This is a genomic window from Vibrio sagamiensis NBRC 104589 (assembly GCF_007990935.1).
GTDB lineage: Bacteria > Pseudomonadota > Gammaproteobacteria > Enterobacterales > Vibrionaceae > Vibrio > Vibrio sagamiensis.
Window position 1 is genome coordinate 20,592 of sequence record NZ_BJXJ01000010.1, and the last position, 22,078, is coordinate 42,669.

The 22,078-nt window shown below is 38.0% G+C and carries 24 protein-coding genes; 9 read left to right on the plus strand and 15 right to left on the minus strand.

Annotated elements, in window-relative coordinates; genetic code table 11:
- Together VSA01S_RS06395 and soxR are read right to left on the minus strand one after the other, a co-directional pair.
- A complete protein-coding gene (locus tag VSA01S_RS06395; RefSeq protein WP_039982894.1) occupies positions 1 to 1,158 on the minus strand; it encodes an efflux RND transporter periplasmic adaptor subunit in 1,158 nt (385 codons plus the stop codon).
- 161 nt (positions 1,159 to 1,319) lie between these two features.
- Complete coding sequence (gene soxR, locus VSA01S_RS06400) at positions 1,320 to 1,754, minus strand: redox-sensitive transcriptional activator SoxR (RefSeq protein WP_039982892.1); 435 nt, start codon at positions 1,752 to 1,754, stop codon at positions 1,320 to 1,322.
- Between the two features lie 290 nt (positions 1,755 to 2,044).
- On the opposite strand from soxR, the gene VSA01S_RS06405 reads away from it, so the two are divergent.
- Both VSA01S_RS06405 and VSA01S_RS06410 read left to right on the plus strand, forming a co-directional pair.
- Positions 2,045 to 3,940, plus strand: a complete 1,896-nt coding sequence (locus tag VSA01S_RS06405; RefSeq protein ID WP_039982891.1) for a methyl-accepting chemotaxis protein — start codon at positions 2,045 to 2,047, stop codon at positions 3,938 to 3,940.
- A 318-nt stretch (positions 3,941 to 4,258) separates the two neighbouring features.
- Positions 4,259 to 4,771: a copper resistance protein NlpE gene (locus tag VSA01S_RS06410; protein ID WP_039982883.1), complete on the plus strand. Its 513-nt coding sequence runs from the start codon at positions 4,259 to 4,261 to the stop codon at positions 4,769 to 4,771.
- A gap of 88 nt (positions 4,772 to 4,859) precedes the next feature.
- On the opposite strand, the gene VSA01S_RS06415 is transcribed toward VSA01S_RS06410, so the two are convergent.
- From VSA01S_RS06415 to VSA01S_RS06430, 4 genes are all read right to left on the minus strand, one after another.
- A complete protein-coding gene (locus VSA01S_RS06415) occupies positions 4,860 to 5,219 on the minus strand; it encodes a hypothetical protein (protein WP_039982882.1) in 360 nt (119 codons plus the stop codon).
- A gap of 343 nt (positions 5,220 to 5,562) precedes the next feature.
- Entirely contained in the window at positions 5,563 to 5,988 is a 426-nt protein-coding gene (locus VSA01S_RS06420; protein WP_050567433.1) for an META domain-containing protein, read from the minus strand.
- A gap of 21 nt (positions 5,989 to 6,009) precedes the next feature.
- Positions 6,010 to 6,753 (minus strand): hypothetical protein, encoded by a 744-nt coding sequence (locus VSA01S_RS06425; protein WP_227739656.1) that lies wholly within the window; start codon positions 6,751 to 6,753, stop codon positions 6,010 to 6,012.
- A 260-nt stretch (positions 6,754 to 7,013) separates the two neighbouring features.
- Positions 7,014 to 7,403 carry a cytochrome b562 gene (locus tag VSA01S_RS06430; RefSeq protein ID WP_039982880.1) on the minus strand — a complete coding sequence of 130 codons (390 nt, stop codon included), beginning with the start codon at positions 7,401 to 7,403 and terminating at the stop codon, positions 7,014 to 7,016.
- Between the two features lie 319 nt (positions 7,404 to 7,722).
- On the opposite strand from VSA01S_RS06430, the gene VSA01S_RS06435 reads away from it, so the two are divergent.
- Positions 7,723 to 8,757: a S1 family peptidase gene (locus tag VSA01S_RS06435; protein ID WP_039982879.1), complete on the plus strand. Its 1,035-nt coding sequence runs from the start codon at positions 7,723 to 7,725 to the stop codon at positions 8,755 to 8,757.
- A 62-nt stretch (positions 8,758 to 8,819) separates the two neighbouring features.
- On the opposite strand, the gene VSA01S_RS06440 is transcribed toward VSA01S_RS06435, so the two are convergent.
- From VSA01S_RS06440 to VSA01S_RS06480, 9 genes are all read right to left on the minus strand, one after another.
- Complete coding sequence (locus VSA01S_RS06440; RefSeq protein WP_050567432.1) at positions 8,820 to 9,206, minus strand: hypothetical protein; 387 nt, start codon at positions 9,204 to 9,206, stop codon at positions 8,820 to 8,822.
- A 305-nt stretch (positions 9,207 to 9,511) separates the two neighbouring features.
- On the minus strand, positions 9,512 to 9,949 hold the full coding sequence (locus tag VSA01S_RS06445; protein WP_039982473.1) for a flagellar export protein FliJ: 438 nt from the start codon (positions 9,947 to 9,949) through the stop codon (positions 9,512 to 9,514).
- A gap of 9 nt (positions 9,950 to 9,958) precedes the next feature.
- Complete coding sequence (locus tag VSA01S_RS06450; protein ID WP_039982475.1) at positions 9,959 to 11,317, minus strand: FliI/YscN family ATPase; 1,359 nt, start codon at positions 11,315 to 11,317, stop codon at positions 9,959 to 9,961.
- Complete coding sequence (fliH, locus tag VSA01S_RS06455) at positions 11,310 to 12,065, minus strand: flagellar assembly protein FliH (RefSeq protein WP_039982476.1); 756 nt, start codon at positions 12,063 to 12,065, stop codon at positions 11,310 to 11,312. The genes VSA01S_RS06450 and fliH overlap by 8 nt, the downstream gene beginning before the upstream one ends.
- A 3-nt stretch (positions 12,066 to 12,068) precedes the next feature.
- Positions 12,069 to 13,088 (minus strand): flagellar motor switch protein FliG, encoded by a 1,020-nt coding sequence (locus tag VSA01S_RS06460; protein WP_039982477.1) that lies wholly within the window; start codon positions 13,086 to 13,088, stop codon positions 12,069 to 12,071.
- Positions 13,051 to 14,823, minus strand: coding sequence for a flagellar basal-body MS-ring/collar protein FliF (gene fliF, locus VSA01S_RS06465; protein WP_039982478.1), 1,773 nt, complete (start codon positions 14,821 to 14,823; stop codon positions 13,051 to 13,053). Before fliF ends, VSA01S_RS06460 begins: the two co-directional genes overlap by 38 nt.
- 3 nt (positions 14,824 to 14,826) lie before the next feature.
- A complete protein-coding gene (gene fliE, locus VSA01S_RS06470) occupies positions 14,827 to 15,198 on the minus strand; it encodes a flagellar hook-basal body complex protein FliE (RefSeq protein WP_039982479.1) in 372 nt (123 codons plus the stop codon).
- A gap of 13 nt (positions 15,199 to 15,211) precedes the next feature.
- Entirely contained in the window at positions 15,212 to 16,567 is a 1,356-nt protein-coding gene (locus VSA01S_RS06475) for a sigma-54-dependent transcriptional regulator (RefSeq protein WP_039982480.1), read from the minus strand.
- A gap of 9 nt (positions 16,568 to 16,576) precedes the next feature.
- Positions 16,577 to 17,428, minus strand: coding sequence for an OmpA family protein (locus VSA01S_RS06480; protein WP_039982507.1), 852 nt, complete (start codon positions 17,426 to 17,428; stop codon positions 16,577 to 16,579).
- A gap of 464 nt (positions 17,429 to 17,892) precedes the next feature.
- Between VSA01S_RS06480 and VSA01S_RS06485 the strand changes: the two genes are divergently transcribed.
- The 6 genes from VSA01S_RS06485 to flhB are packed head-to-tail and all read left to right on the plus strand — an operon-like array spanning position 17,893 to position 22,075.
- Complete coding sequence (locus tag VSA01S_RS06485) at positions 17,893 to 18,729, plus strand: FliM/FliN family flagellar motor switch protein (RefSeq protein WP_227739649.1); 837 nt, start codon at positions 17,893 to 17,895, stop codon at positions 18,727 to 18,729.
- Between the two features lie 2 nt (positions 18,730 to 18,731).
- Positions 18,732 to 19,103, plus strand: coding sequence for a flagellar motor switch protein FliN (gene fliN / locus VSA01S_RS06490; RefSeq protein ID WP_039982482.1), 372 nt, complete (start codon positions 18,732 to 18,734; stop codon positions 19,101 to 19,103).
- 59 nt (positions 19,104 to 19,162) lie between these two features.
- A complete protein-coding gene (gene fliP, locus VSA01S_RS06495) occupies positions 19,163 to 19,888 on the plus strand; it encodes a flagellar type III secretion system pore protein FliP (RefSeq protein WP_371860768.1) in 726 nt (241 codons plus the stop codon).
- 17 nt (positions 19,889 to 19,905) lie between these two features.
- A complete protein-coding gene (gene fliQ / locus VSA01S_RS06500; protein ID WP_039982485.1) occupies positions 19,906 to 20,175 on the plus strand; it encodes a flagellar biosynthesis protein FliQ in 270 nt (89 codons plus the stop codon).
- Entirely contained in the window at positions 20,175 to 20,951 is a 777-nt protein-coding gene (fliR, locus tag VSA01S_RS06505) for a flagellar biosynthetic protein FliR (RefSeq protein ID WP_039982486.1), read from the plus strand. Before fliQ ends, fliR begins: the two co-directional genes overlap by 1 nt.
- A complete protein-coding gene (flhB, locus tag VSA01S_RS06510) occupies positions 20,948 to 22,075 on the plus strand; it encodes a flagellar biosynthesis protein FlhB (RefSeq protein WP_039982488.1) in 1,128 nt (375 codons plus the stop codon). Before fliR ends, flhB begins: the two co-directional genes overlap by 4 nt.
- Positions 22,076 to 22,078: the final 3 nt, after the last annotated feature.

Sequence of the window (22,078 nt, forward strand, 5' to 3'; positions counted from 1 at the left end):
TTACTGCACAAGACTTGTGGAGTCATCATTACTTTGCACAACTTTTACTGTCATACCTTGACGTGGGTATTCTGGTATTGTCAAAACAACCTTATCTGAATCATTCAAACCTTTACCAATAACCAAAAACTCCCCTTCTTCACGCAAAACATTAACCACCCTTTCTTCAAGCTGATTATTTTCATTAACAACCCAAACAGTGCGATTTCTGACTAATTCTTGTGGGAGACGGTAAATATGCTTAAGCTTTTTACCGATAAAGTTCACTTCGACAAAGGAGCCAAACTTAATAGGAGGTTGGTGGTTGTTTAAACCATACGGGTCATTAATTTGAATCACAACATTACTCATCCGTGTTGCACTATCGATTATCCCTAAATCGCGAATTACTTTTCCTTCTCGCTGAGTTTTCGTCATATCTAGCTGGGTTACTACAGCCGAAAGATCAACAAAAGAATCTGGCAAGAAAACACGATCAAATCCAGCAATTGGAATATGCACTTCTGCCAGTTCAACATTGTTTAACACCGCGACTTGTGAGCCTGCCGAAACAAATTGACCAACGCCGATTTCACGTTTCACCACTAGCGCATCATAAGGCGCAACAATATTACAATTATCCAAATCCCTCTGAGCACGTTTAATTGCGGCTTGAGCAGATTTCACTTTTGCCTGAGAGCTTAATAATTGTGGTTTACGTAGGTAAAGTTCCGTAACTTGTTTAGAATTTAATGATTTGGCTTGTCTTTTTGCAACTTCAGCTTTAGCTTGCTCTTCAATTAACATTGCACGTGCATTAGCTAATTCCGCTTCTGCTTGTAATAACGCGGCTTCATAATTGTCTTTGGCTATCGTCATTAGCACTTCACCACGTTTGACGAAGCCACCTTGCACAAAATTTGGATGCCAACTTGTGACTTCTCCACTCACTTGAGCTGCTAGCTGAGTTTGCTCAAAAGGCTCTATTTCACCATACCCACTGATCACAACATTGTGATCAGTGGGAAATAGAGAAGATATTTGGACGGTGGGCTCTTCTCTTAATTCTTTAGTCGCTTCATTATCTGGCGAAGATTGTGCGATAGCAGTATAAGTGAAGTACGAACCTCCCGCTAAAATTAATGGTAGTATCCAACGCAATCTTGTTTTTTTTAGCATGTAAATCCTCATTGATTACCATAATGCTTATGCTCAAGTAAGGTTTACGTCACTTGAGTTCGGTATTTAAAAGTTATACGAAAAATCGATGTTATAGCTCAATTACTCGGGCAATCAATATACACCAATGATTTCAAAATGTTTGATTCAAAGTGCTTGATTCAAAACGACGTCACGATAAGTTTAGATCCAATATATTGTTTACCTTCAATATCATCTGGATTTCTTAAACGGCACTTTTCTAAGGATAAGCAACCACACCCAATACATTCACCAAGCTCCATTTGTAATTTTTGCATCTGGTGTATCTTTTTATCCAATTGATCAAACCACTTTTTTGACAGTGCTTCCCATTGTAATTTATTTGGAGCTTGATGTTTGGGCAGGGATTCAAACGCTTTATGGATCTCTTCCAAAGACAATCCCACTTGCTGGGCAGCTTTTATAATAGCAACTCGTCGTAGTACACTGCGGTGATATTGACGTTGATTACCTTGGCTTCGCCAACTAAAAACAAGGCCTTTTTTTTCATAAAAATGCAAAGCAGATACTTTAACACCAGAGCGCTGAGCAACTTCTCCAATACTGAGTTCCATTTTTCACTTCCTTAATTAAACAACACCCACATCCAAGATGCACATTCTGATAGAAATCAAATAACAATTACATCAAATTTTTATATCAAATTCCAATATGAGAATATCAAAAACAGATAAAAATTATGTATCAGTTTTTGAACTGATAAATGAAAGAAATGTTATCAACATAAGTTTCCAAAAAAAAGCATATTTAGCAAAATTTGATTTATGCTATAAGTTGCGAGCAATATTACCCTTTCCTATTTTGCATTTTATAAAAACATAATATTATTTCTTTTGAGTAATGCATGAAAACATATTTACACAATTTATCTCTGACCGCCAAAATTTCACTGACTTCTTTTATAGCGATTACTTTAATGGGGGGTGCTTTAACTTATTTTTCTGCCAGTAAGCTCTTTGAAGAAACTCGTAGCAGCATCTATACACGAGCTCAAAGTTCGAGCAATATCGCAACAGAGTCGATTAAAAACTGGATTTCAATTCGCAAAGATATCATTTCTTCCGTTGATATTGATAAACCTCAAGGAGAGCGTCTTAATTCACTTATTCAAGGCAAGAACGCCGGTGGCTTTTCGGATTTATATCTAGGCAGCAGCGATGGAAAGCTATTAAGTGCACTTGATAACGGAATGTTAAAGATCGATCCTCGAACAAGACCTTGGTATACCGAAACCAAGCTACATAATAAACCAACAATCACCTCGGCATATCAAGATGCGATTACAAATAAGCTATTGATAACAATAACAAGACCAATCAAACAAGAAGGTAACCTTGTCGGTGTAATTGCGGCAGATGTCTCAATTGAAAAACTTATTTCAGATATTACTGAATTTAATGTTGGAGAAAACGCTAATGCTATGTTGATTGATATGGGCAATGGAACAATCTTAGCCCATAGTAATAGAAATTTGATACTTAAACCAACTACCGAACTTTCTCCTAAATTTACTTCTGACTTCATCAAAAAAGCAGAAAGAAGAAATAGCATCGAAATAACGTCAAAGCATGGCCACGAGAAACTCTATTCTTTCCGTCAAATTGAAGGAACCAATTGGATGTTTGCGATTGAAATGGATCGTGCAACTGAAGAAGCAAGCCATATGGCCTTATTGCAACAGTTATTTTTTATTGCATTGATCATCGTCATTGTAGCGATTGTGATGCTTTCATTTTTGGTAAAAAACCTATTAAAAGATCTTAATCGTGTATCCAAAGCTCTGGAAGAGATAGCAAGCGGTAACGGTGACTTAACCTTGCGTTTAACACCTCGCAGCAACGATGAAGTTGGCAGGCTAGCAAAAAACTTCAACCTCTTTATTGGCAATATGCATAACATGATTACTAAATTAGGTAGTGTCTCAAGTTCTCTTTCTGAACAAGCACACACAATGGCTAAACAATCTATTACTAATACTCAACAAATTAATAGCCAACAAGATGAAGTCAACATGGTAGCAACAGCTATTAACGAAATGGCGGTTGCTACACAAGAAATAGCAAATAACGCAGAAAAAAGTGCTGGTAAGTCTGAAGATGCTGTTCAAGTTTGTTCTGCAAGCTCTACTCAGGTGATCGCAACTCAAAACTCTATCAATAACCTTGCACAAGAAGTTCAAGTTGCCACAGATATCATCCAAGAGCTTGAGCTTCATAGCCAGAGTATTAATACCATACTGTCAACGATTCAAGATATTGCGGAGCAAACCAATTTATTGGCACTAAATGCCGCAATAGAGGCAGCACGAGCTGGCGAACAGGGTAGAGGTTTTGCTGTAGTTGCTGATGAGGTTAGAGTGTTAAGTAAGCGTACCCATGCTTCAACAACAGAGATACAACATACTATTGAGCTACTTCAAAATACCACAGAGAAAGCGGTTTCGATTATGAATGAGAGTCAGAAGCTCGCTAATTCGAGTGTAAGTGATGCTAATGAGGCGGCTTTAAGTTTAACGACAATTCACACAACAATTGAAAAAATTAACGATATGGCGACACAAATCGCCTCTGCTGCAGAAGAACAAGCGGTCGTGACTCAAGAAATAACCCACAACACAGAAAGTATCAGCGAAGTGTCGTATAAATTATCTTCTGAGTCACAACAAGCATCAGAACAAGCCTCAAAATTGTCTAATTTATCATTTGAATTAGAACAGGAAATCAACCGTTTCAAACTATAAACGTGGAACCATGAAAGAGCCTTTAAGCTCCTTTCATGGTCAATCCATTTCTGTGATTAATATTTCAAGTGCTCAATGCTTAATTAAATACATATCAATACTTAGGCTTAACATAAGTCGTCAATAATCACAGTTTCATAGCAATCAATTTCATTCTCATGACCGGAGTTTGAGCTTAATCACGTTAGTGTTATATACCTAAGTGGCTTTAGGGTAATTGGGTATAATAACACCGCATTCTATATAAGCTCCCCACTTAAAAATAAAGTTTGTAACAAGATTATTTGGTATATACGTTTTACACAATCAAGGAATAGAATGAAAAACCAATATTTAGTATTAGCCTTTGCTCTGCTTACACTTGCTGGCTGCCAAAATGAAAAAAACAAAGAGGCGCTCTCGTATCAAGTTCATAACACAGGTATAAAGCAAACCCAAAGTGCAACTCCAGTGGATCATTTACAAGTTATCACTACCGATACTTTTTCAGATCCCGCTAATAGTGCTCGACATGCCTTAAACTGGGAAGGTACATACAATGGAATGCTACCTTGTGCAGACTGCTCTGGTATCGACATTACATTAACAATTGATAAAAATGGTTACTATATATTAACTCAAGATTTCAAAGATCAAAATAATGGCCATTTTAACTCCCACGGGAAATTCACTTGGGATAAACTTGGAAATATGATCACCTTAAGTGAGGAATCCGTTCCAAATCAATACCTTGTTGTAGAGGATCGTTTAATCAAACTCGATAGTAATGGGGAAAAAGTGACAGGTGATCTCGCCTCATTTTATAATTTTAATAAATTATCTGAACAATAACTTCGAATTATTGTAGCTTGTGTAACTGTTAATATAAGCATTGCCAATCTGGGAATACTCACCCCAGATTGGTTTATGACTTGTTCACTCATGCTAAATTCAAAAATAGCTCATCGTCAGTCATATACTTATGCCGACAAGTCAAATTACGCAAATGCATAAACATAAAATCAGGAAAACCTGGTGCAATAATGCTATTCGGCTCCCATTGAACACCGCCGATAAACACGTAACGACCTTGTTTCTCATCATTATGTAATGGGTTATTCAGAAATGTCGATAATTCTGCGCGACAACCTTCCACAATACATACGATCTGTCCTTTAAATACCCCAATTACTCGTTTGATAAGGTTCGCTTTTATACCACATTTCCAGGCTTGCCGAGTCGCCCACTCGTAGCCATGTTTTTTTACCGATTGCTTTTTTAAATGCACAACCAAATTCATATCTTCTTTCCTATATAACTTTACTTCTACTATACCTAAATCATTATTCAGCTTTACTGATATTAATTTGTCGATACAATAAAAAATAGTAATCGCTGTATATCCACCACCTTAAGATGATCACTAAAGAATGAGCTTGAATATCAAGACTGAGAAGCGTCAAAAGTGGGTCAAATAGGTGACATATAGAGATGATATTAAACACACAATTGGGTACTTAACACGACGAGGGATAGTAAGATTTACAATGTAAAATGTAATTGTAAGGGCGAAGGTATTGAGGCTCTTTAACTATTACAGTGAAGAGCCTTATAAAAACACATTTTTACTAGTTTTTAGGATACTAAGATTCTTTTTGATAAGTTAGTACTTTTGAGTCGTACTCGATGATTAGCTGTTTCGAAATTTCATCAAATCTAATCATTGCTTCTGTAAGCAAGACACCCAAGATATCTTTTTCTTGCTGGAACTGCGTACCAATACAACCTTTTCTTGTCGTCAGAAGAGGTGTAATTTCCCAAAAGCCTTGATCCAACCACCCAATAGTAGCAAAGAAATTATTACAGCCTGTATTTCCGAATATATTATCTCGAGTTATCTGCAGAGTAGACTGATGTTCTGGTGTCTGACCATTTATCTGGACTAAACTCCAAGCACCTAAGACTTTTTTATGCAATGAAGATAATTCTGGTTCTTCAGTGGCTTGTGCAGCGGGCAATAAGAAGAAGGAAAAAAATAATAGGTTTAACGATAAAAATAGTCTTTTCATTTCGGTTCTCTTAAGTAGTGTTTACCAACGTGTGAATTTAATCGAGACGGCTTCACCAAACCCCATCCCAATCCCACCTGCTTTCAGATCAAAAATTTCGCCTTTGGATCGATCCCATATTTTAACTTCATGATAGAAAATACCACTAAAATACTGCCCTCTGTTGTCGAGTAGCTCCACCTTCTCACCTTTTTCTAACTGATCGAAAAAAGTTTCATCAATATAAGAAGAACCTGCGAATACTGGCGTAGTAGTTAATCCTGCGAATTGCATCACCAATTCACCATAATTACCAATTGCACATGCGATTATTACTGCAGTACCACCACATATCGCAGCTTGATATTGCCTCCCAGAGTCTGTTTTGAAAGGTCGTTTATATAAGCCCCTTCCAAAAACACTATCAAAGCGAATGTGTATTTCTTCAGGTAATGTCGTCCCTTTAATTTCCACCATATGAGGTTGATCGATATTAAAATTAGGCATTAATAAGCTTTCTGTTATAAATCTTTTGTCAGCTGTTACAATTTTAAATTTTATACGGTCATCTTCTTTATAATCGATAAGATCGGATAAAGAGTTAGAATTAGACATATCAAGCTTATTAACTGGTATCCAAGCACCGCTATTTATCGCATAGAAAACATCCATATTCTCAGTTTGATGATTAGCTTCTGATAATCCATTTCTTATGAATATATTTGCGCTCAGAGCTGATTTTGTGATAATCAGAACTAAGCAACCCATTATGATTCTTTTTAGCATCTGACACCTCAAACACACTTTTTAAAACAACATCACGATCGTATTTTATTTACAGAAAATTAACAAGCATGAACTTATCAAAGTTATTATTTTTCAGCTCAAACTCATACTTTTCATTGCCATTAATTATTTTTATCACAATTAAAATACTATTTTATTGAATAATTAAAATATTATTCTTATCATTAAGTGACTAAGGTAAAATTTGAAAGTAATTATTTATCAAGATTAAGCTTATATTAGACAAATCAATATTAATGTCAGCCAAAGATCTTACTCCAAATACTGGGACTTCGTTTATCATGATATTCCTGACGAAGGCTTTCAATAGAATATAAGCCTTCTTTTGCTTTGGTGAAGTCACCATTTTCTAAGTCATTTTTTATCCTCTTTAGCACCAGAGATAGCTTGTTAAAACCTTCATTGTAGATATCAGATTTTTCAGGCGAAAATTTTCCTTTTTTGGACTGCTCAACGATGCTTTGCATATGATCGATGGCAAGCATCATAGGTCCAATCTCTGAAGCTTGAACTGCATGATAAAACTCTAATTTCATCTTCTTCATATTAATTTTTAAATCAATGGTCTCTTGCACTTCAGCAGAAGTATTGAATACCATAAGTGACCCAATAAGTAGAAAACGTAACATACCATTCCCTTTTACAAAGATGAGTAAATGACCTCAGCATACTAGCTTAAATTATTGAAATGCTGAAAGCATATACCAGTGCTCAAATGACTTTCAGATGTCTTAGTATATTAACGTATCAATTCTTTAAGGAATTGATTTTTAAGTAACCAATTGTAATTAACCTCAACAGAAATCAAGGAAAAATGAAAAATTTAGAGTCAAGAGGGAGAAAACATCTCCTTTATACACCTTAATGTGCTTAAGTATATTGCCAAAAAACACAATAATGTAATGTAGTCTAGAATTAATTCATGATCACACAATCAAGGATGGTGTAATGAGGTTATGTTCCTTCTTAGTAAGCTTGCCGCTACTATTGAGCCCTATTACTGTGAGCTCAGAGCACAGCAATTCGTCTGAGCTAACGGCATACATTGTTGGTGGTAGACCTGCACCTCTGGACCAGCCTCCTTTTTTTGCAAGGATTATTTTGCATCGTACAGGAGAATCCCAATTCAATAATCTGTGTGGTGGTTCAATCATCAATGATCGTTACATATTGACTGCAGCTCATTGTCTCGAAGGTGACGTATTTACTGATGGCTGGACTATAGATGACTTACGCGTTCTTGTGAAAAATCCAACAATGGATGATGTTTATCTTGAAGAATTCAAAGATGTACGTTCATTTAAGATACATCCTGATTACGATGAAAACAATCTATGGGTAAACGATATTGCTATCATAGAACTAAGCTATCCTATTACTGATAATGTCCAATCCATCACTTTACCGCAAGATTTTGGTGACTATAGCAACCAATCGATTTTTCAAATATTTGGTTTAGGTCAAACTTCAACATCTAATAGTATTGAGCCTACAAGATTGCTCTGGGCAGAAGTTAAACCGTTAACTGATGTAGAATGTATTAGCATGATCACAGGTTTTAATTCAGAGGAGTCTTTGTGCGTTACCGGAGTTGATAACCGACCATATACTGGTATCTGTAGTGGTGATTCAGGAGGACCTTTGACCTACCAAGACAATAATGGTCAATATCAGCAAATTGGTATTACTAGTTACGGGTCATCAATTTGTGAATCCCCACGAGTTCCTAGTGTCTTTACTGAAGTATTGCACTACACAGCTTGGATTGAAGCTCATTCAAGCTCCGGAGAGAAAACTATATATGATCAGAATCTTGCCGAAAAAGAAAATTACTACAGCAAAGGGGATAATGGCTTTCAACCTGAAGAAACTAGTGACTCTTCACCTGAAAGTAATACTGAATCAGCCAGCGGTGGGACTATTCATTTTTTCTGGCTCTTGGTTGGTGGAATACTAACTTATTACAGAAGACGCAATTATTAAAGGTAAAGGCTGCTCAACTAACAAGCGATTACCTTCATGTTCATCCTACTCAAACGCTATCATTAAAGGTGGTAATCTTTTGGCACAAAGATTGAGTATGAGCCCTGGGTAAATACTAATTGCCCACTTGACGTCTTGACCTGAAACACAAACCATGAGCTAAAACGATTATTTCCGGGATGTGCCACCATACCTTTAAGCTCACATTTTTCTTGCACTCTCATATAATCGTCAATATTAACCGTTAAATAGCCAAATCCTTCCTGGTTTTGTAAAAGATGGAACCCCCACTCACCCTCAATTTTGGCATAGTCTCCACTTTCATCATATAACCAGTCCCAGCTACTGCCGTCTATTGTTGCACAATAAACATCTGTAGATTCACCGTGACAAATAAAAGATAATAAAAGACAGCAAGTCATTATACAACGAGATAATATTAAATTCATTATTTATTCACTTTACTTTAAACATTAATACAAGAATATTGAGATAATAGATTGATATTAATTTTTATACCCAAGCAAATGTAAGCTACTCAGGTATAGAACCAAAGATAATATAATAACACCTACAGTATTCAAGCCATCAATAAACAATAATAATAATTTGTTATAGAGATCTCGTTCTTATCTTAATTTATCTATTTATTTCTCCATAATTACTATTTATATACTTATGGTATTATAGATAATATATTAGACTTTAGACTTTAGACTTTAGACTTTAGACTTTAGACTTTAGACTTTAGACTTTAGACTTTAGACTTTAGACGAGCATTGATGATATCTTCAACTTGGAATAGCTCTCTTTTAATCTTTGCTGTCTTTTGTATGGTTCTCCATTGATGAACCAATTTTTCTAAGCCTTTGGCTCGTACTTTTGTATATAACAGTCTATTTTTTATCGCTCGATATTCAGCATTCAATATATCTTTTTCCTGCTCATAATGGTCAAAATTAGTTTGTAACATCATCCCCGCTTGATTAGCATTAATTAAAATAGAACTACAAAGCTGGTTCTCTTTATTAACATTCTGACCTACTGTCTGTCTTAATTCAGAAAGCTGTTTAAGTTGAGTAGTTAGAACAGTATAACGATGATAAACAGATTGTAGCTCTCGTTGTATTTTTTCACATTGTATTTCCTCAATTTTCCACAATTGAGTTACCGCTTTTAATTTTGCCTCCATATTTTATTCCTACATTTGTCCATTATTTTCTGCAAACATCTGCACTAGCTCACTGCGGCTTAGTGTATAATTCACAACCTCATTAGAGTTTTGTTTTAAATAAGCGTTCATAATTGGATAAAGTGAGATGGATTTATCTAACTCTAAGTCCTGCCCTGCTTGATAGCCTCCAAGAGGCAAGAGCTCTTTCACTTGTAAGTAACTTGCGTAATATTGACGGAAATTATTGGCAGCTTGGTTATGCGGCAGGTCAATACATCCATTCATGCAACGACTTATCGATGCATTAATGTCAATCGCTGGATAATGATTTTGCTCAGCCAAAGAACGAGAAAGAACAATATGCCCATCCAAAATTGCGCGCGCAGACTCAACAACAGGATCTTGCTGATCATCCCCTTCTGCTAAAACAGTATAAATAGCGGTTAAACTTCCTTTTTGGTGCTCACTGTTTCCGGCTCGTTCAAGCAGCTGCGTTAATGATCCAAATACCGAAGGCGGGTAGCCGCGTGTTGCTGGTGGCTCCCCTAATGCTAAAGCAACTTCGCGCAGTGCCATCGCATAACGTGTTAAGGAGTCCATGAGCAATAATACGTCTTTTCCTTGATCACGAAAGTACTCTGCTATACGGTGACAAAGTAAAGTTGCACGCATCCTCATCAATGGAGATTCATCGGCTGGAGCTGCAATAATAATGGCTTTCTTCCTTGTCTCCGAAGTCAAATTACGTTCGATAAATTCACGAACCTCGCGGCCTCTTTCTCCTATAAGTCCGACAACAATAACTTCTACTTCAGTATTTTGAGTTATCATGCCAAGCAATACGCTTTTACCAACCCCACTGCCCGCCATAAGGCCGATTCTCTGACCTTTGCCTATAGTAAGTAAACCATTAATAGCTCTTACCCCGACATCAAGTGGTGTATCAACATGGCGCCGTTTCAAAGGATTAATTGGGTTCGGCTGCAAAGAGACCCGATCTCCTTCTTTAAGAAGCTCTCCATCATCGATCGGCTCACCTAAACCATTCACGACTCGCCCTAACCAACTTGAACTCAGTGATACAGAACTGTCCCTATCAATGGGAATCACTTTCGCTCCAGCAAATAACTCACCCAAACGTCTAATTGGCATTAAATAAGCAACAGCATGTTCAAATCCAACCACTTGGGCCTCCACCATCGTGCCATCTGCTGTTTCAACAAGGCAACGCTGTTCTAGCTTGAACTGGCACCCAACAGCCTGCAGTATTAGCCCATTTACTTTGATAAGACGACCTGTCACTCGAGCCACAGGAATGGCTTCGAGTGATGCTAACGCTCCATTAAACCGCGAACTTAAAATATCTACGCAGCTAGACTCATTCATTATCTTTACTCAACTGAGGTAAGGATTCATCCAATAAGTGTTGTCGGACATTGTCCATACAAGCTTCCAACCTAGAATCACAACTTGCATCTGCTTCTGCATCTTCCGTAATCAATAAACATCCTCCGTTAGGCAGCTTTTCATCTCCAACAAGTCTCCAAGCCTCTGGTAAGTCTGCGTTAATTTGACCAATACGTTCCAAGTCATGTGGATTCAACTGCACTGTCACCGTTTCAGGTTTACCTGGCATTGCTGCTAATGTTTCATCCACCAAGGCCAGAATTTGCTGCGGCATCAGTGTCAATTCTGCACGCACAACCTGTTGAGCAACTTTCTGCACCAACTCACAAATCATATGTCGTTGCTGCTGTTCTTTCTCTGTTTGCCAACGAGATAATTGTTGAAATAGTTCATGTACTGGCTTAGCGGCTTCAATAAAGTTTTGTTTTCCCGATTTTTCTCCTGAAATAAACCCTTTCTGAAAGCCTTCTTTTTGGCCATCTAATATGCCAAGTTGTTTCCCTTGCTCAAGGCCCTGACGCAAACCTTCATCATGCCCTTGTTGCAGGCCTTGCTGAAAACCTGCATCAAGTTGCTGCTGAATATCGCCTTGTTTATCTTCTTGCCAAGATTGCTCTTCCAAAAACAAATCATCGCTCATAATTGATTCCGCTAAAGGAGGAAATCGATGCTGTCGATAAGAGCCCGGCGATAAACGTAATATGTTAGGAATTCTTTTTTTCGTCATTACTTATTCCACTGTGGGTTCTTCATATAACATGAGCTGAATTTCTCCAGATTCATCCAGTTCACGAACCATTTGCATAATATCTTGACGAGCCTTTTGCACATGGCTTAAAGCAATGGCTCCCCGCAAGGACATGTCATCCTCCAATGCTTTTACCATGCGCTGAGGCATCGATTGCTTAATCGCTTTTTGTAATTCTTCATCGGCACCTTTCAAAGCAACAGTCCACAATGCTAGTGGAATCTGTTGAATCAAAGAGTCCATAGTCTCTTCTCGCTGACGACCTAATACCATAAAATCAAACATATTTTCTTCAATTTCATGGACCATTTTTTCATCGTGTAGCTTTAGCATTTCCATTAGCGAAGCTCGATCACCTTCGAAACGATTGATGATATCGGCGGCTTGTTTTACACCTGATAAAGGCGTACTTTGTATAGATGAGACTTTATCTATACAGCGCTCAACTAACTCGTGCAGATCTATCGCAACTTGATGATCAATATCTTGTAATTGTGCAATTCGATACAAAACTTCGTCATGATCGCTCTCAGGTAAATATTTTAGAACGGTTGAAGCACTATCTGCAGGTAGATAAGCTAAAAAGATCGCTTGCATTTGAGGGTGTTCATGTTTAATGAAACCCGCTAATACATCTGGCTCAACCCATTGCAGTCGCTGCATATTATTACGAATTTCATCACCATAAAGACTGTTAAGTAATCCTTTTGCCAAGTCATTACCTAGCGCTTTACGTAATGTATTTGATAAGTACTCTTTAGAAGCTCCGCGTATTCCACTATGTTCACGGAAGTCATCAAAGAAGTGCTCAATAACTGTTCGAGCAGAATCGCTTTTAATCCCACTAAGCTTTGCCATCGCACGAGTCACTCGTTGTGTTTCAGCTCGGCTAAAATGTTGCAACACTTGCGCGGCAGCCTCTTCGCCCATACCAAGAAGTACTAAAGCTGTTCTTTCTACATAACTAAATGTTTGTGCTGACATCGACGGTACTGTGTTCATTGATGTTTACCCATTGTTTTAAAATTTCGGCTACTCGCTCAGGCTCCTCATTTGCAATGAGCTGCAAATGTTTCAATTGGATTTCTAATGGCGAATCTGATGGTGGAAGCATGTCATTCTTGATATCTAGCCCTGTAGAACTACTGATACCTTTTTCAGACAAACGTCTGTTAAGGTCTTCTTCATATTCCAGCTCTTGGCGCGTTTGCAGATCTTTGATTTCAGGCTCAGGAGCTTTCTGCAGCTCTGCAAATTCCAATTCAGTATCCTGCTTTTGACTGCTTACACTTCCAGTTAGATGTTTGATCAAAGGACGAAGAACAAACATAATCATTGCTAAACCTAGTACTCCACCGATCAAATATCGTAATGGCTGTTGTACCATCGGGTTCTGCCACCATGGCTGTGAAGGGGGCACACCGATTTCAATAGGCGTAAATTGAAACGTCATCAAACTCAATCGATCGCCACGTTCATCAGAAATACCAACGGCATCAGTAATCAGAGTGGATATCTGTGCTTTATCAGCATCTCCCCATGCCACACCATCTGGTGCAGACTGTGAATTAAGTAATACCGAAACACTGATTTTTTCGATCTTTCCTTGCTGGTACTGCGTGCGACGAACGCTACTTCCTACGGCGTATTGACGATTAATCTCAGAACGTGAACTCGAATTTTGATTATCCTTACCCTTAACCGGCTCTTCTCCTGTTACAGGGGGTTGATTGCTCAGTGAACCAGGAACACCCAAAGCAATTTGATCTACCGAGTTATTTTGAATACTGTGTTCATTACGCACTACAGGCTCGTTATCAAGTATTTCTTGAGTTTCTTCAACCTGACTGAAATTCATATCAGCAGCAACTTGAACACGAAAGTTACTAGGGCCTACAATCGGTGTCAGCATATCCGCCGCACGTTGTATGATCTGCTTTTCAACTGTTTTTTGGTAATCAAGGTACTTCGCATTAACTTTTCCTGTCTCAGCGGAAGCCACATCGGCACTCAGCAAGCGGCCATATTGATCAACAACAGAGACCAACTCGGGTTTCATGCCTGTCACACTGCCTACCACCAAATTGATGATCGCTTCCACTTGCTCAGATTTAAGATCTTCACTAGGAGTAAGTTCAAGCATCACAGATGCTGATGGTGATTCTGCATTTTGTCTAACAAATAAAGTTTGTTTGGGTATAGCAAGGTGAACTCGTGCATTAGCGACAGCATGTAATGACATGATAGTTCGAACAAGTTCTCCTTCTAAACCATGTCGATAGCGTGCAGTTTCCATAAACTGACTGGTACCAAGGGCACTGTCTTCTTTTAAAGATTCTAGTCCTGTTGGTAGCTGAGCTTTAACTCCTTTTGCTGCCAATAACATCCGAATACGAGCAACCTCACCTTCAGGCACCAACACTTGACCATTTTGTTCTTGCATCCGATAACTGATGTTTTCACTTTCCAAGACCGAAATAATTTCTCCGATATCAAAACGCTCTTGCTGACTGTAAAGGGGCCGATAACTCTGTGAAGAACTCCACAGAGCAACGACAATAATAGCAGCAATAACAGCAGCTAAGACTGCAGAAAGTATTAAGTTTCTTTGGCTACTTGACCACCACTGTTTTACTTTATCTGTTACTTCGTACACACTATTTGATGTAGGAAGTTTTTGAGTTGCACTGGCTTGAAGAACCGAATTTCCAGTGACTTGAGTAGAAAGTTCTGACATAAATTACACCGGCATTTTTCTTATATCTTCAAGTGACGTGATGACTTTTTTACTTACTTGCATCATGGCGGTTAACGATAAGTTTGCTTTTTGACTCGCAACCATCGCCCCCACTAAGTCATCACTTTTTCCCGTTTCAACAGCGGTCATCTTTTCACTTGCTTCGACTTGGTGGCTATCTACTTTATTCATCACACTGATCATCGCTTGTGAAAAAGATAGCTGTGGAAAAGAAGAAGAGCGATCTGTATGTATTTTATCAACCGGATTTGTGCTCACAACAAATTCGGAGGTATGTAAATGCGAGCGCATTACTTCCATTTTATTCAGCATTACTTGCTCTGCTGACAATAGATGATTTAATTGACTTGCCATCGATTTTCTCCTTTTAAGCAGCCGAACCTACTGCCGACTGTAAATCAATTCCATGTTCACGCATTGCTGCGAGTTTGTAGCGTAAAGCTCTGGTCGAAACACCTAGCGCACTGGCTGTTTTGGTCCGATTTCCTCCAAACTGTCTTAGTTTTTCAAGCACAAATTGGAATTCTGCCTGTTTTTTCGCCTCAACATGGCCAAAGCTTGACGCATATTCAGGTGCACTTGGTGTATTTTGTAATTCCACTGGTAGCATCAAATCATATGCTGTGATGTAATCCCCATGCCTCATAACTAACGCTCGCTGAATGACATTTTCTAACTCACGAATATTGCCAGGCCACTGGTAATGATTAAGTGCCATAATCGCATCCTGTGATAAATAGCAATGACGGCTTTCTTTATACTTAGAAATAAAGAACTCACTTAGAGGAATAATATCTTCATTACGTTCACGAAGTGGTGGCCAGTGCAGCGGTAAAACATCCAATCGGTAATAAAGATCTTCACGAAATTGACCTTTTTTCACTTCTTCTCTTAAATCTTTATTAGTTGCAGCAATCACGCGTATATCAAGCTGCACCGATTTATGGCTGCCAACTCGTTCAACTTCTTTTTCTTGTAAAACACGCAACAACTTCGCTTGAACAGCTGGTGACATTTCACCAATTTCATCCAGTAAAATAGTGCCTCCATTCGCTTCTTCAAATTTACCGCTCTGAGATTGCAGAGCTCCAGTAAAGGCTCCTTTAACATGACCAAATAAAACGGCTTCAAGCATCGATTCAGGAATTGCAGCACAATTGACAGCAATAAAAGGCCCCATGTGGCGAGGTGATTGTTGGTGAACATATCGAGCAAGAACTTCTTTACCTGTACCTGATTCACCAGTAATTAATACACTTGCGCTGGTACAAGCCGCTCGATGTGCCAATTGTAAAACTTGCTTGCTACGCCAAGAACAAGCAATAACATTTTCGATTGGTTTTTCCAGTGCTTCAACACGCTCTAGAAGAGTCAATAGTTGCTTAATCTCATAAGGGCGAAGCAAATAATCTGTCGCACCAGCTTGCATAGTTTCCGCCGCGAGTAAGCCTTGTTCCTTATCTACGATTGCAATCACAGTGGCAGATTTATCTTGTCTTTGGTGACATGAAACGAAATCACGTATATCCATATCAGACAAATGAGAACTGACTAAGGTAATACTTACTCTATTTTGATTGCGAGCATTTGTCCCTGTCTGCAATAATGCTCTTCTCCCAGAACGGTAGTAGCTTACGTTATATCCAGCTTCAACTAGGCGTCCTTGAATTGTCTGAGCTAAATTTTCGTCTGGCTCAACCAACAAGATATCCATTTTCATCATTATCGAGCCTTATCCTTCTTTTATTGTATTAATGGTTTTATTTCTAGGTTTTACTTTTGAACTATTGACTGGAACCGTTTGTTCGTTGTCACGAACCAAACGTAATATGACTCTACGATTCTTTGCTTGACCTAGCTTTGTACTATTGCTGGCAGTAGGGTAACGAGAACCATGGGCTCTCACTTCGATCATTTCTCGTTCTACTCCTCGTAAAACTAATTCATCAGCTACTTGCTGCGCTCGATTACGTGAAAGCGTCAAATTAGTTAAATCGTCACCAGTATTATCAGTGTGGCCGTCAATGAGAACCTTGATAACTCTTTTATCCTTAGTCATATAGTTATACACGTCGCGCAACTTAGCTTTGTGCCCATTGCTGAGGAACTTTTGACCCGCATAAAAATGTAAATTGACATCTCGTGCTTGTGAAGGTGACAATTTGGGTAACTGTTCTCGACATTTTTCAAAATCTGCTAATGCACCTTGGACTCCAGTCACTGGCAATGTGATTCGCAAACTGTTTGACAACGCCTCATCATTATAAAGAGATATAGATAGCCAATATCCATTCCTCATAAATGCCAGTATGTCATCAACACCATCATTAAATGCAAATTGATTCTTTGACGTTGCCATAATAATGGGAGAATGATCTATATTTATCCCTTCTTCCTTCCATGGTGGAAGTTGGCTCGATAAAACGACACCACGCCAATTATTTTCTGTTTTTTTAAGACTTAAAATTAAATTAACTTTTTTATTATCTTCCGCACGGAAATAAAACTTCCCATATAATGGATCTGAATGAACAAGACTACATTCAAGTTTAGTGGTTTTATAAACCCATTGAGAGAGATCCATAGGAAGTACAACATTTTCAAATGAAAAACTCATCTTAAAGGGTAAAAGAAAAAATAATAAAAACGAACAATAAAACCTCATGGAGATTATTATCCTCAATAATCCAAAGGGTAGCTTAAAAATGGCTAAACAATATATCACTTCTAGAACCTTAGAATAAAAATCAAAAAAACACTTACCAAAAACACAACAAAAACCATAAAAAACAAATACTTATGGATTTACACTTAAGTAATCCCTGCATTAATAATACAAATAATACTCATATAAAACCTCATAAATAATAATGAGAATGTTATTATTTATTGTATAAAAACAAATTAACTCTTTTTAATTTTCATTAAAAGTACCATTTTATCAATTAAAACCAACATATGAACTAAAGTCACAAACTTTTAATTTATCTCTAATATAGATTAAATTATCAAGTGTAAAGTGACAGCTATTAAGTTAAAAAAGAAGACATGTTCAAGGAACAGAAAATAATGATGAGAGGCGCAGTGTATCCACCAATTAGTGAGTTTAAAACTCTAGATGTAGAGTTATTAGGCAAACCCATTCATATTATTCGTGATAAATTAGAGCAATTAATTTCAGAGTCTTGTTCTACTTTAACTAACGAACTACAACGATGGGTTCAAAAGAATAACTTAGATGTGGAGCTAAATTCAGTTTCTATTAAAAGACTAAATTATGATGAAATGAATAAAGAGCACATTTCTACCTTTGTGCACCAGTCAGGCGGTCTAGTAAATATTTACTTTGAATCCAGTACTTTACTTAGATTAGCCGATTGCTTTTATGACAATAATAATGAACGTTCATCCTCACATATCACGTCAAGTGACGTGCGTCTTCAAGAACGTATCGGACTATTGATACTCAACTGGCTGGCGCCTCAAGAAATGTGGCAAAGCGGCTTATATGAAAGTGCCCAAGAGCTCGGTATAGAGATAACACTTTCCATTAGGATTAATCATAACAAAGGGCTGTTTAAGGTTGCGTTAGATAGTGCCTTAATTGAAACACTACTTGAACAATTAAACCTTTGTGCAAAAAGTGACCTATATAACCCTTTTTGCCGTGTACTAGAAAACACCCCATTACGGCTTAGTGTAGCATTAACTAAAAAACAAATGCCATTAAGCGATGTTATAGACCTAAAACCAGATGACATCATTCCCATCGATCTTTTCAGCACAGTATCCGCTCATATAGGTCATCAATCACTTTTTACCGGCCATGTTGCGGATCAAAATGGCCAACTTGTATTAATTCTCAATTCAGATAAGGAATCATAGTAATGAACGAATCAACCACAAATGCAACTTTTGATGCCGAAGAACTCAACTTTGATGATTTCCAATTAAATGACTTAGACAGTGAAGTAGTTGCAAATAAGCCTGAAAAGATTATTCAAAGAGATATATCGTTCTTCAAACATATACCCGTGACTGTCACACTGGAAGTCGCCAGCAAAGAAGTTTCTTTGGGTGAACTCATGCAAGCAGGAGAAGGGACAGTCATTGAATTAGATAAACTTAATGGCGAGCCTTTAGATGTGAAAGTTAATGGGTCATTAATGGGTCAAGCAGAAGTTGTTGTCGTAAATGATAAATATGGCCTAAGGTTGATAGAAGTTTATGATTCTGCACTAGATAGTGTCGGCCATTAAGATTGATGGTGGCCAATGTCATGCAGATACTAAACATTAAGCAGCGGCCTATACATCAGATGATCATTTTGATCATCTGTATGTTATTTACCTTCCCAAGCTTAGCTGCCGATAATGGTCTAAATATCCTGACCGTATATGATGGTGAAACTCAGCAAGAGTATAGTGTCAAACTGCAAATTCTCTTACTAATGACCGCGCTCAGTTTTCTGCCTGCTTTTATTTTGATGGCAACAAGCTTTACACGGATCATTATTGTACTTGCTATTTTGCGTCAGGCCTTAGGCTTACAACAGAGCCCACCTAATCGAGTCTTAGTTGGTATTGCTATGACCCTAACGATACTCATTATGCGCCCCGTTTGGACTGACATTTATGAGCATGCTTTTGTTCCGTACGATCAAGGTAATATTACTCTAGTGCAAGCTTTTTCTATCGCCGAAAAACCCGTCAGAAACTTTATGCTGGCTCAAACTCATCAAAGTGCCCTTGAGCAAATGCTCAACATTGCTAATGAACCCAAGGATCAAAAAGTGGAAGATATTTCTTTTGCTATCATTCTTCCGGCATTTGTTATTAGTGAGTTAAAAACGGCATTTCAGATCGGGTTTATGTTATTTATTCCTTTTTTAATCATTGATTTAGTCGTAGCCAGTGTATTGATGGCAATGGGGATGATGATGCTCTCACCGTTGATAATTTCATTGCCTTTTAAATTAATGATTTTTGTCCTTGTCGATGGATGGACAATGACTGTCGGCACACTGTCAGCAAGCTTTGGATAAATGAAGAAGGCACTATTATGACACCTGAACTCACCGTTACTCTGTTTTCTGATGCCGTATGGTTAATCATCGTTATCGTTGCAGTGTTAGTCGTGCCAGGTTTGATTGTCGGTTTGGGGATTGCCGTTTTTCAGGCAGCAACACAGATTAATGAACAAACCTTGAGCTTTCTTCCACGGCTATTCGTCACTTTATTAATGGTTATTTTTTCTGGGCATTGGATGCTCAGAAAAATTATCGATCTATTTAACTTCTTGTTTCACAATATTCCAGGGATGATAGGTTAATGGCAATTACATTTGAAGAGTTGTCAGTAATACTAGGCCAATTTTGGTGGCCATTTTTTCGTGTGTTTGCTGTATTAGTTTCATTACCTTTTTACGGTGATGCACTAATTCCTATCTGGGTTCGCAGTTTACTTGCGCTCTCCATTGTTATTATCACCGCACCTCTAATGCCGACAATGCCGGCATTAGAACTTTTCTCTGTGGGTACTATTCTTCTTGCATTGGAACAAGTGGTCTGGGGAATGTTATTTGGCCTAGTTCTGCATATGCTGTTCAATGTATTCACTATGCTAGGCCAGATTGTCTCCCTTCAAATGGGATTGGGTATGGCAATGATGAATGATCCTATTAATGGCCTTTCTGTTGCCATTCTTGGGCGTCTCTTCTTATTGTTCTCCACCCTTCTTTTTTTAGCATTAGAAGGTCATTTACTCATTATTGACCTTATTATCCAAAGCTTTGTGATCTGGCCTGTAGGCTCTGGGATCTCTGACTTTTCATTACAAGTGATTATTAATGTATTCGGCTGGATGTTAATGGCCTCTTTAGCATTAGCACTTCCTGCAATTGTATCGATGCTATTAGCCAATATTAGTTTCGGTGTCATGAATAGAGCTGCTCCTTCATTAAACGTCTATGCACTTGGCTTCCCGATGACAATGTTACTGGGCCTGTTTAGTGTCCTACTTTCTGTTTCTGGGGTACCAAACCGCTACACCACGTTAGTTCATGAAATGTTTCAATACCTTAACCACTTTATTCAGGGGGGAGCATGAGCGAGTCTACATCACAAGATAAAACCGAGAAGGCCTCATCGCAAAAAATAAAAAAAGCACGTCAAGAAGGTCAAATACCCAGAGCAAAAGAGTTTACAGCCGCCATTATATTTTTAGCGACTTTGGTCTTTTTCCAAACACAGCTCGATTCCATTTGGGAAAGTCTCTCTGGAATGTTCATTTATAATATGACGTTAACTAGAGAGTTGCTTGATAACCCAAAACATATGTTAATTCAATTGGGTGAAAGTCTTAGCATACTTATCCAATTACTTCTTCCGCTTTGCTTGCTAATTACTATAGTAGTTTTAGCTAGTAGTATGGTTGTCGGTGGATGGCTATTTCGTCCCGCTAACCTTATCCCTAAACTCAATAAACTCAATCCAATTTCGGGAATCAAACGGATTTTTTCCACACGTTCACTGGTTGAATTAATCAAATCAACGCTTAAAGTAACCGTTATTTTTGCCCTTTTATATCATTATCTAAGCCACCAGCTTCCACTAATATTACACATCCAAACCTTACCCTTGAAGCAAGGTTTTGTAACGATCTCAACGATTTTATTTGAGGGTATATTGTTGCTGGGATGTGCTTTATTCCTGTTCGGTTTGATTGACATTCCTTATCAAAAATGGGAACACCTCAAAGAACTTAGAATGACGAAACAAGAGCTTAAAGAAGAATTCAAGAATAACGAAGGACGTCCAGAAATTAAACAAAGGATTAGACAAGTTCAGCAACAATTCGCTCGACGTCAAATCAATAATGCTGTCCCCAAAGCTGATGTCATTATTACTAACCCAACACATTATGCGGTGGCTTTAAAATACGATCCATCTTTATCAGATGCTCCCTTCGTTGTAGCAAAGGGCATCGACGAAACGGCTATGCACATTCAACGTATTGCCCGAGAAAATCAAGTAGAAGTGGTTAACGCTCCGCCATTAACACGCTCCATTTATCATACAACGGCAATTGAACAAGCTATTCCAAGCCAACTTTATGTTGCCGTTGCTCATATTCTCAATTACGTCTTGCAATTGAAATCATTTCGTAAAGGAAGAGGTGAACAACCAACTCCTCTACCGTCGTTTTCGATTCCAAAACATTTACAACACTGATTA

Coding starts and splice junctions, on each gene's coding strand:
- VSA01S_RS06395 (WP_039982894.1), bottom strand. CDS start 1,158: ATGCTAAAAAAAACAAGATTGCGTTGGATACTACCATTAATTTTAGCG.
- soxR (WP_039982892.1), bottom strand. CDS start 1,754: ATGGAACTCAGTATTGGAGAAGTTGCTCAGCGCTCTGGTGTTAAAGTA.
- VSA01S_RS06405 (WP_039982891.1), top strand. CDS start 2,045: ATGAAAACATATTTACACAATTTATCTCTGACCGCCAAAATTTCACTG.
- VSA01S_RS06410 (WP_039982883.1), top strand. CDS start 4,259: ATGAAAAACCAATATTTAGTATTAGCCTTTGCTCTGCTTACACTTGCT.
- VSA01S_RS06415 (WP_039982882.1), bottom strand. CDS start 5,219: ATGAATTTGGTTGTGCATTTAAAAAAGCAATCGGTAAAAAAACATGGC.
- VSA01S_RS06420 (WP_050567433.1), bottom strand. CDS start 5,988: ATGAAAAGACTATTTTTATCGTTAAACCTATTATTTTTTTCCTTCTTC.
- VSA01S_RS06425 (WP_227739656.1), bottom strand. CDS start 6,753: ATGCTAAAAAGAATCATAATGGGTTGCTTAGTTCTGATTATCACAAAA.
- VSA01S_RS06430 (WP_039982880.1), bottom strand. CDS start 7,403: ATGTTACGTTTTCTACTTATTGGGTCACTTATGGTATTCAATACTTCT.
- VSA01S_RS06435 (WP_039982879.1), top strand. CDS start 7,723: ATGAGGTTATGTTCCTTCTTAGTAAGCTTGCCGCTACTATTGAGCCCT.
- VSA01S_RS06440 (WP_050567432.1), bottom strand. CDS start 9,206: ATGAATTTAATATTATCTCGTTGTATAATGACTTGCTGTCTTTTATTA.
- VSA01S_RS06445 (WP_039982473.1), bottom strand. CDS start 9,949: ATGGAGGCAAAATTAAAAGCGGTAACTCAATTGTGGAAAATTGAGGAA.
- VSA01S_RS06450 (WP_039982475.1), bottom strand. CDS start 11,317: ATGAATGAGTCTAGCTGCGTAGATATTTTAAGTTCGCGGTTTAATGGA.
- fliH (WP_039982476.1), bottom strand. CDS start 12,065: ATGACGAAAAAAAGAATTCCTAACATATTACGTTTATCGCCGGGCTCT.
- VSA01S_RS06460 (WP_039982477.1), bottom strand. CDS start 13,088: ATGAACACAGTACCGTCGATGTCAGCACAAACATTTAGTTATGTAGAA.
- fliF (WP_039982478.1), bottom strand. CDS start 14,823: ATGTCAGAACTTTCTACTCAAGTCACTGGAAATTCGGTTCTTCAAGCC.
- fliE (WP_039982479.1), bottom strand. CDS start 15,198: ATGGCAAGTCAATTAAATCATCTATTGTCAGCAGAGCAAGTAATGCTG.
- VSA01S_RS06475 (WP_039982480.1), bottom strand. CDS start 16,567: ATGATGAAAATGGATATCTTGTTGGTTGAGCCAGACGAAAATTTAGCT.
- VSA01S_RS06480 (WP_039982507.1), bottom strand. CDS start 17,428: ATGGATCTCTCTCAATGGGTTTATAAAACCACTAAACTTGAATGTAGT.
- VSA01S_RS06485 (WP_227739649.1), top strand. CDS start 17,893: ATGTTCAAGGAACAGAAAATAATGATGAGAGGCGCAGTGTATCCACCA.
- fliN (WP_039982482.1), top strand. CDS start 18,732: ATGAACGAATCAACCACAAATGCAACTTTTGATGCCGAAGAACTCAAC.
- fliP (WP_371860768.1), top strand. CDS start 19,163: ATGATCATTTTGATCATCTGTATGTTATTTACCTTCCCAAGCTTAGCT.
- fliQ (WP_039982485.1), top strand. CDS start 19,906: ATGACACCTGAACTCACCGTTACTCTGTTTTCTGATGCCGTATGGTTA.
- fliR (WP_039982486.1), top strand. CDS start 20,175: ATGGCAATTACATTTGAAGAGTTGTCAGTAATACTAGGCCAATTTTGG.
- flhB (WP_039982488.1), top strand. CDS start 20,948: ATGAGCGAGTCTACATCACAAGATAAAACCGAGAAGGCCTCATCGCAA.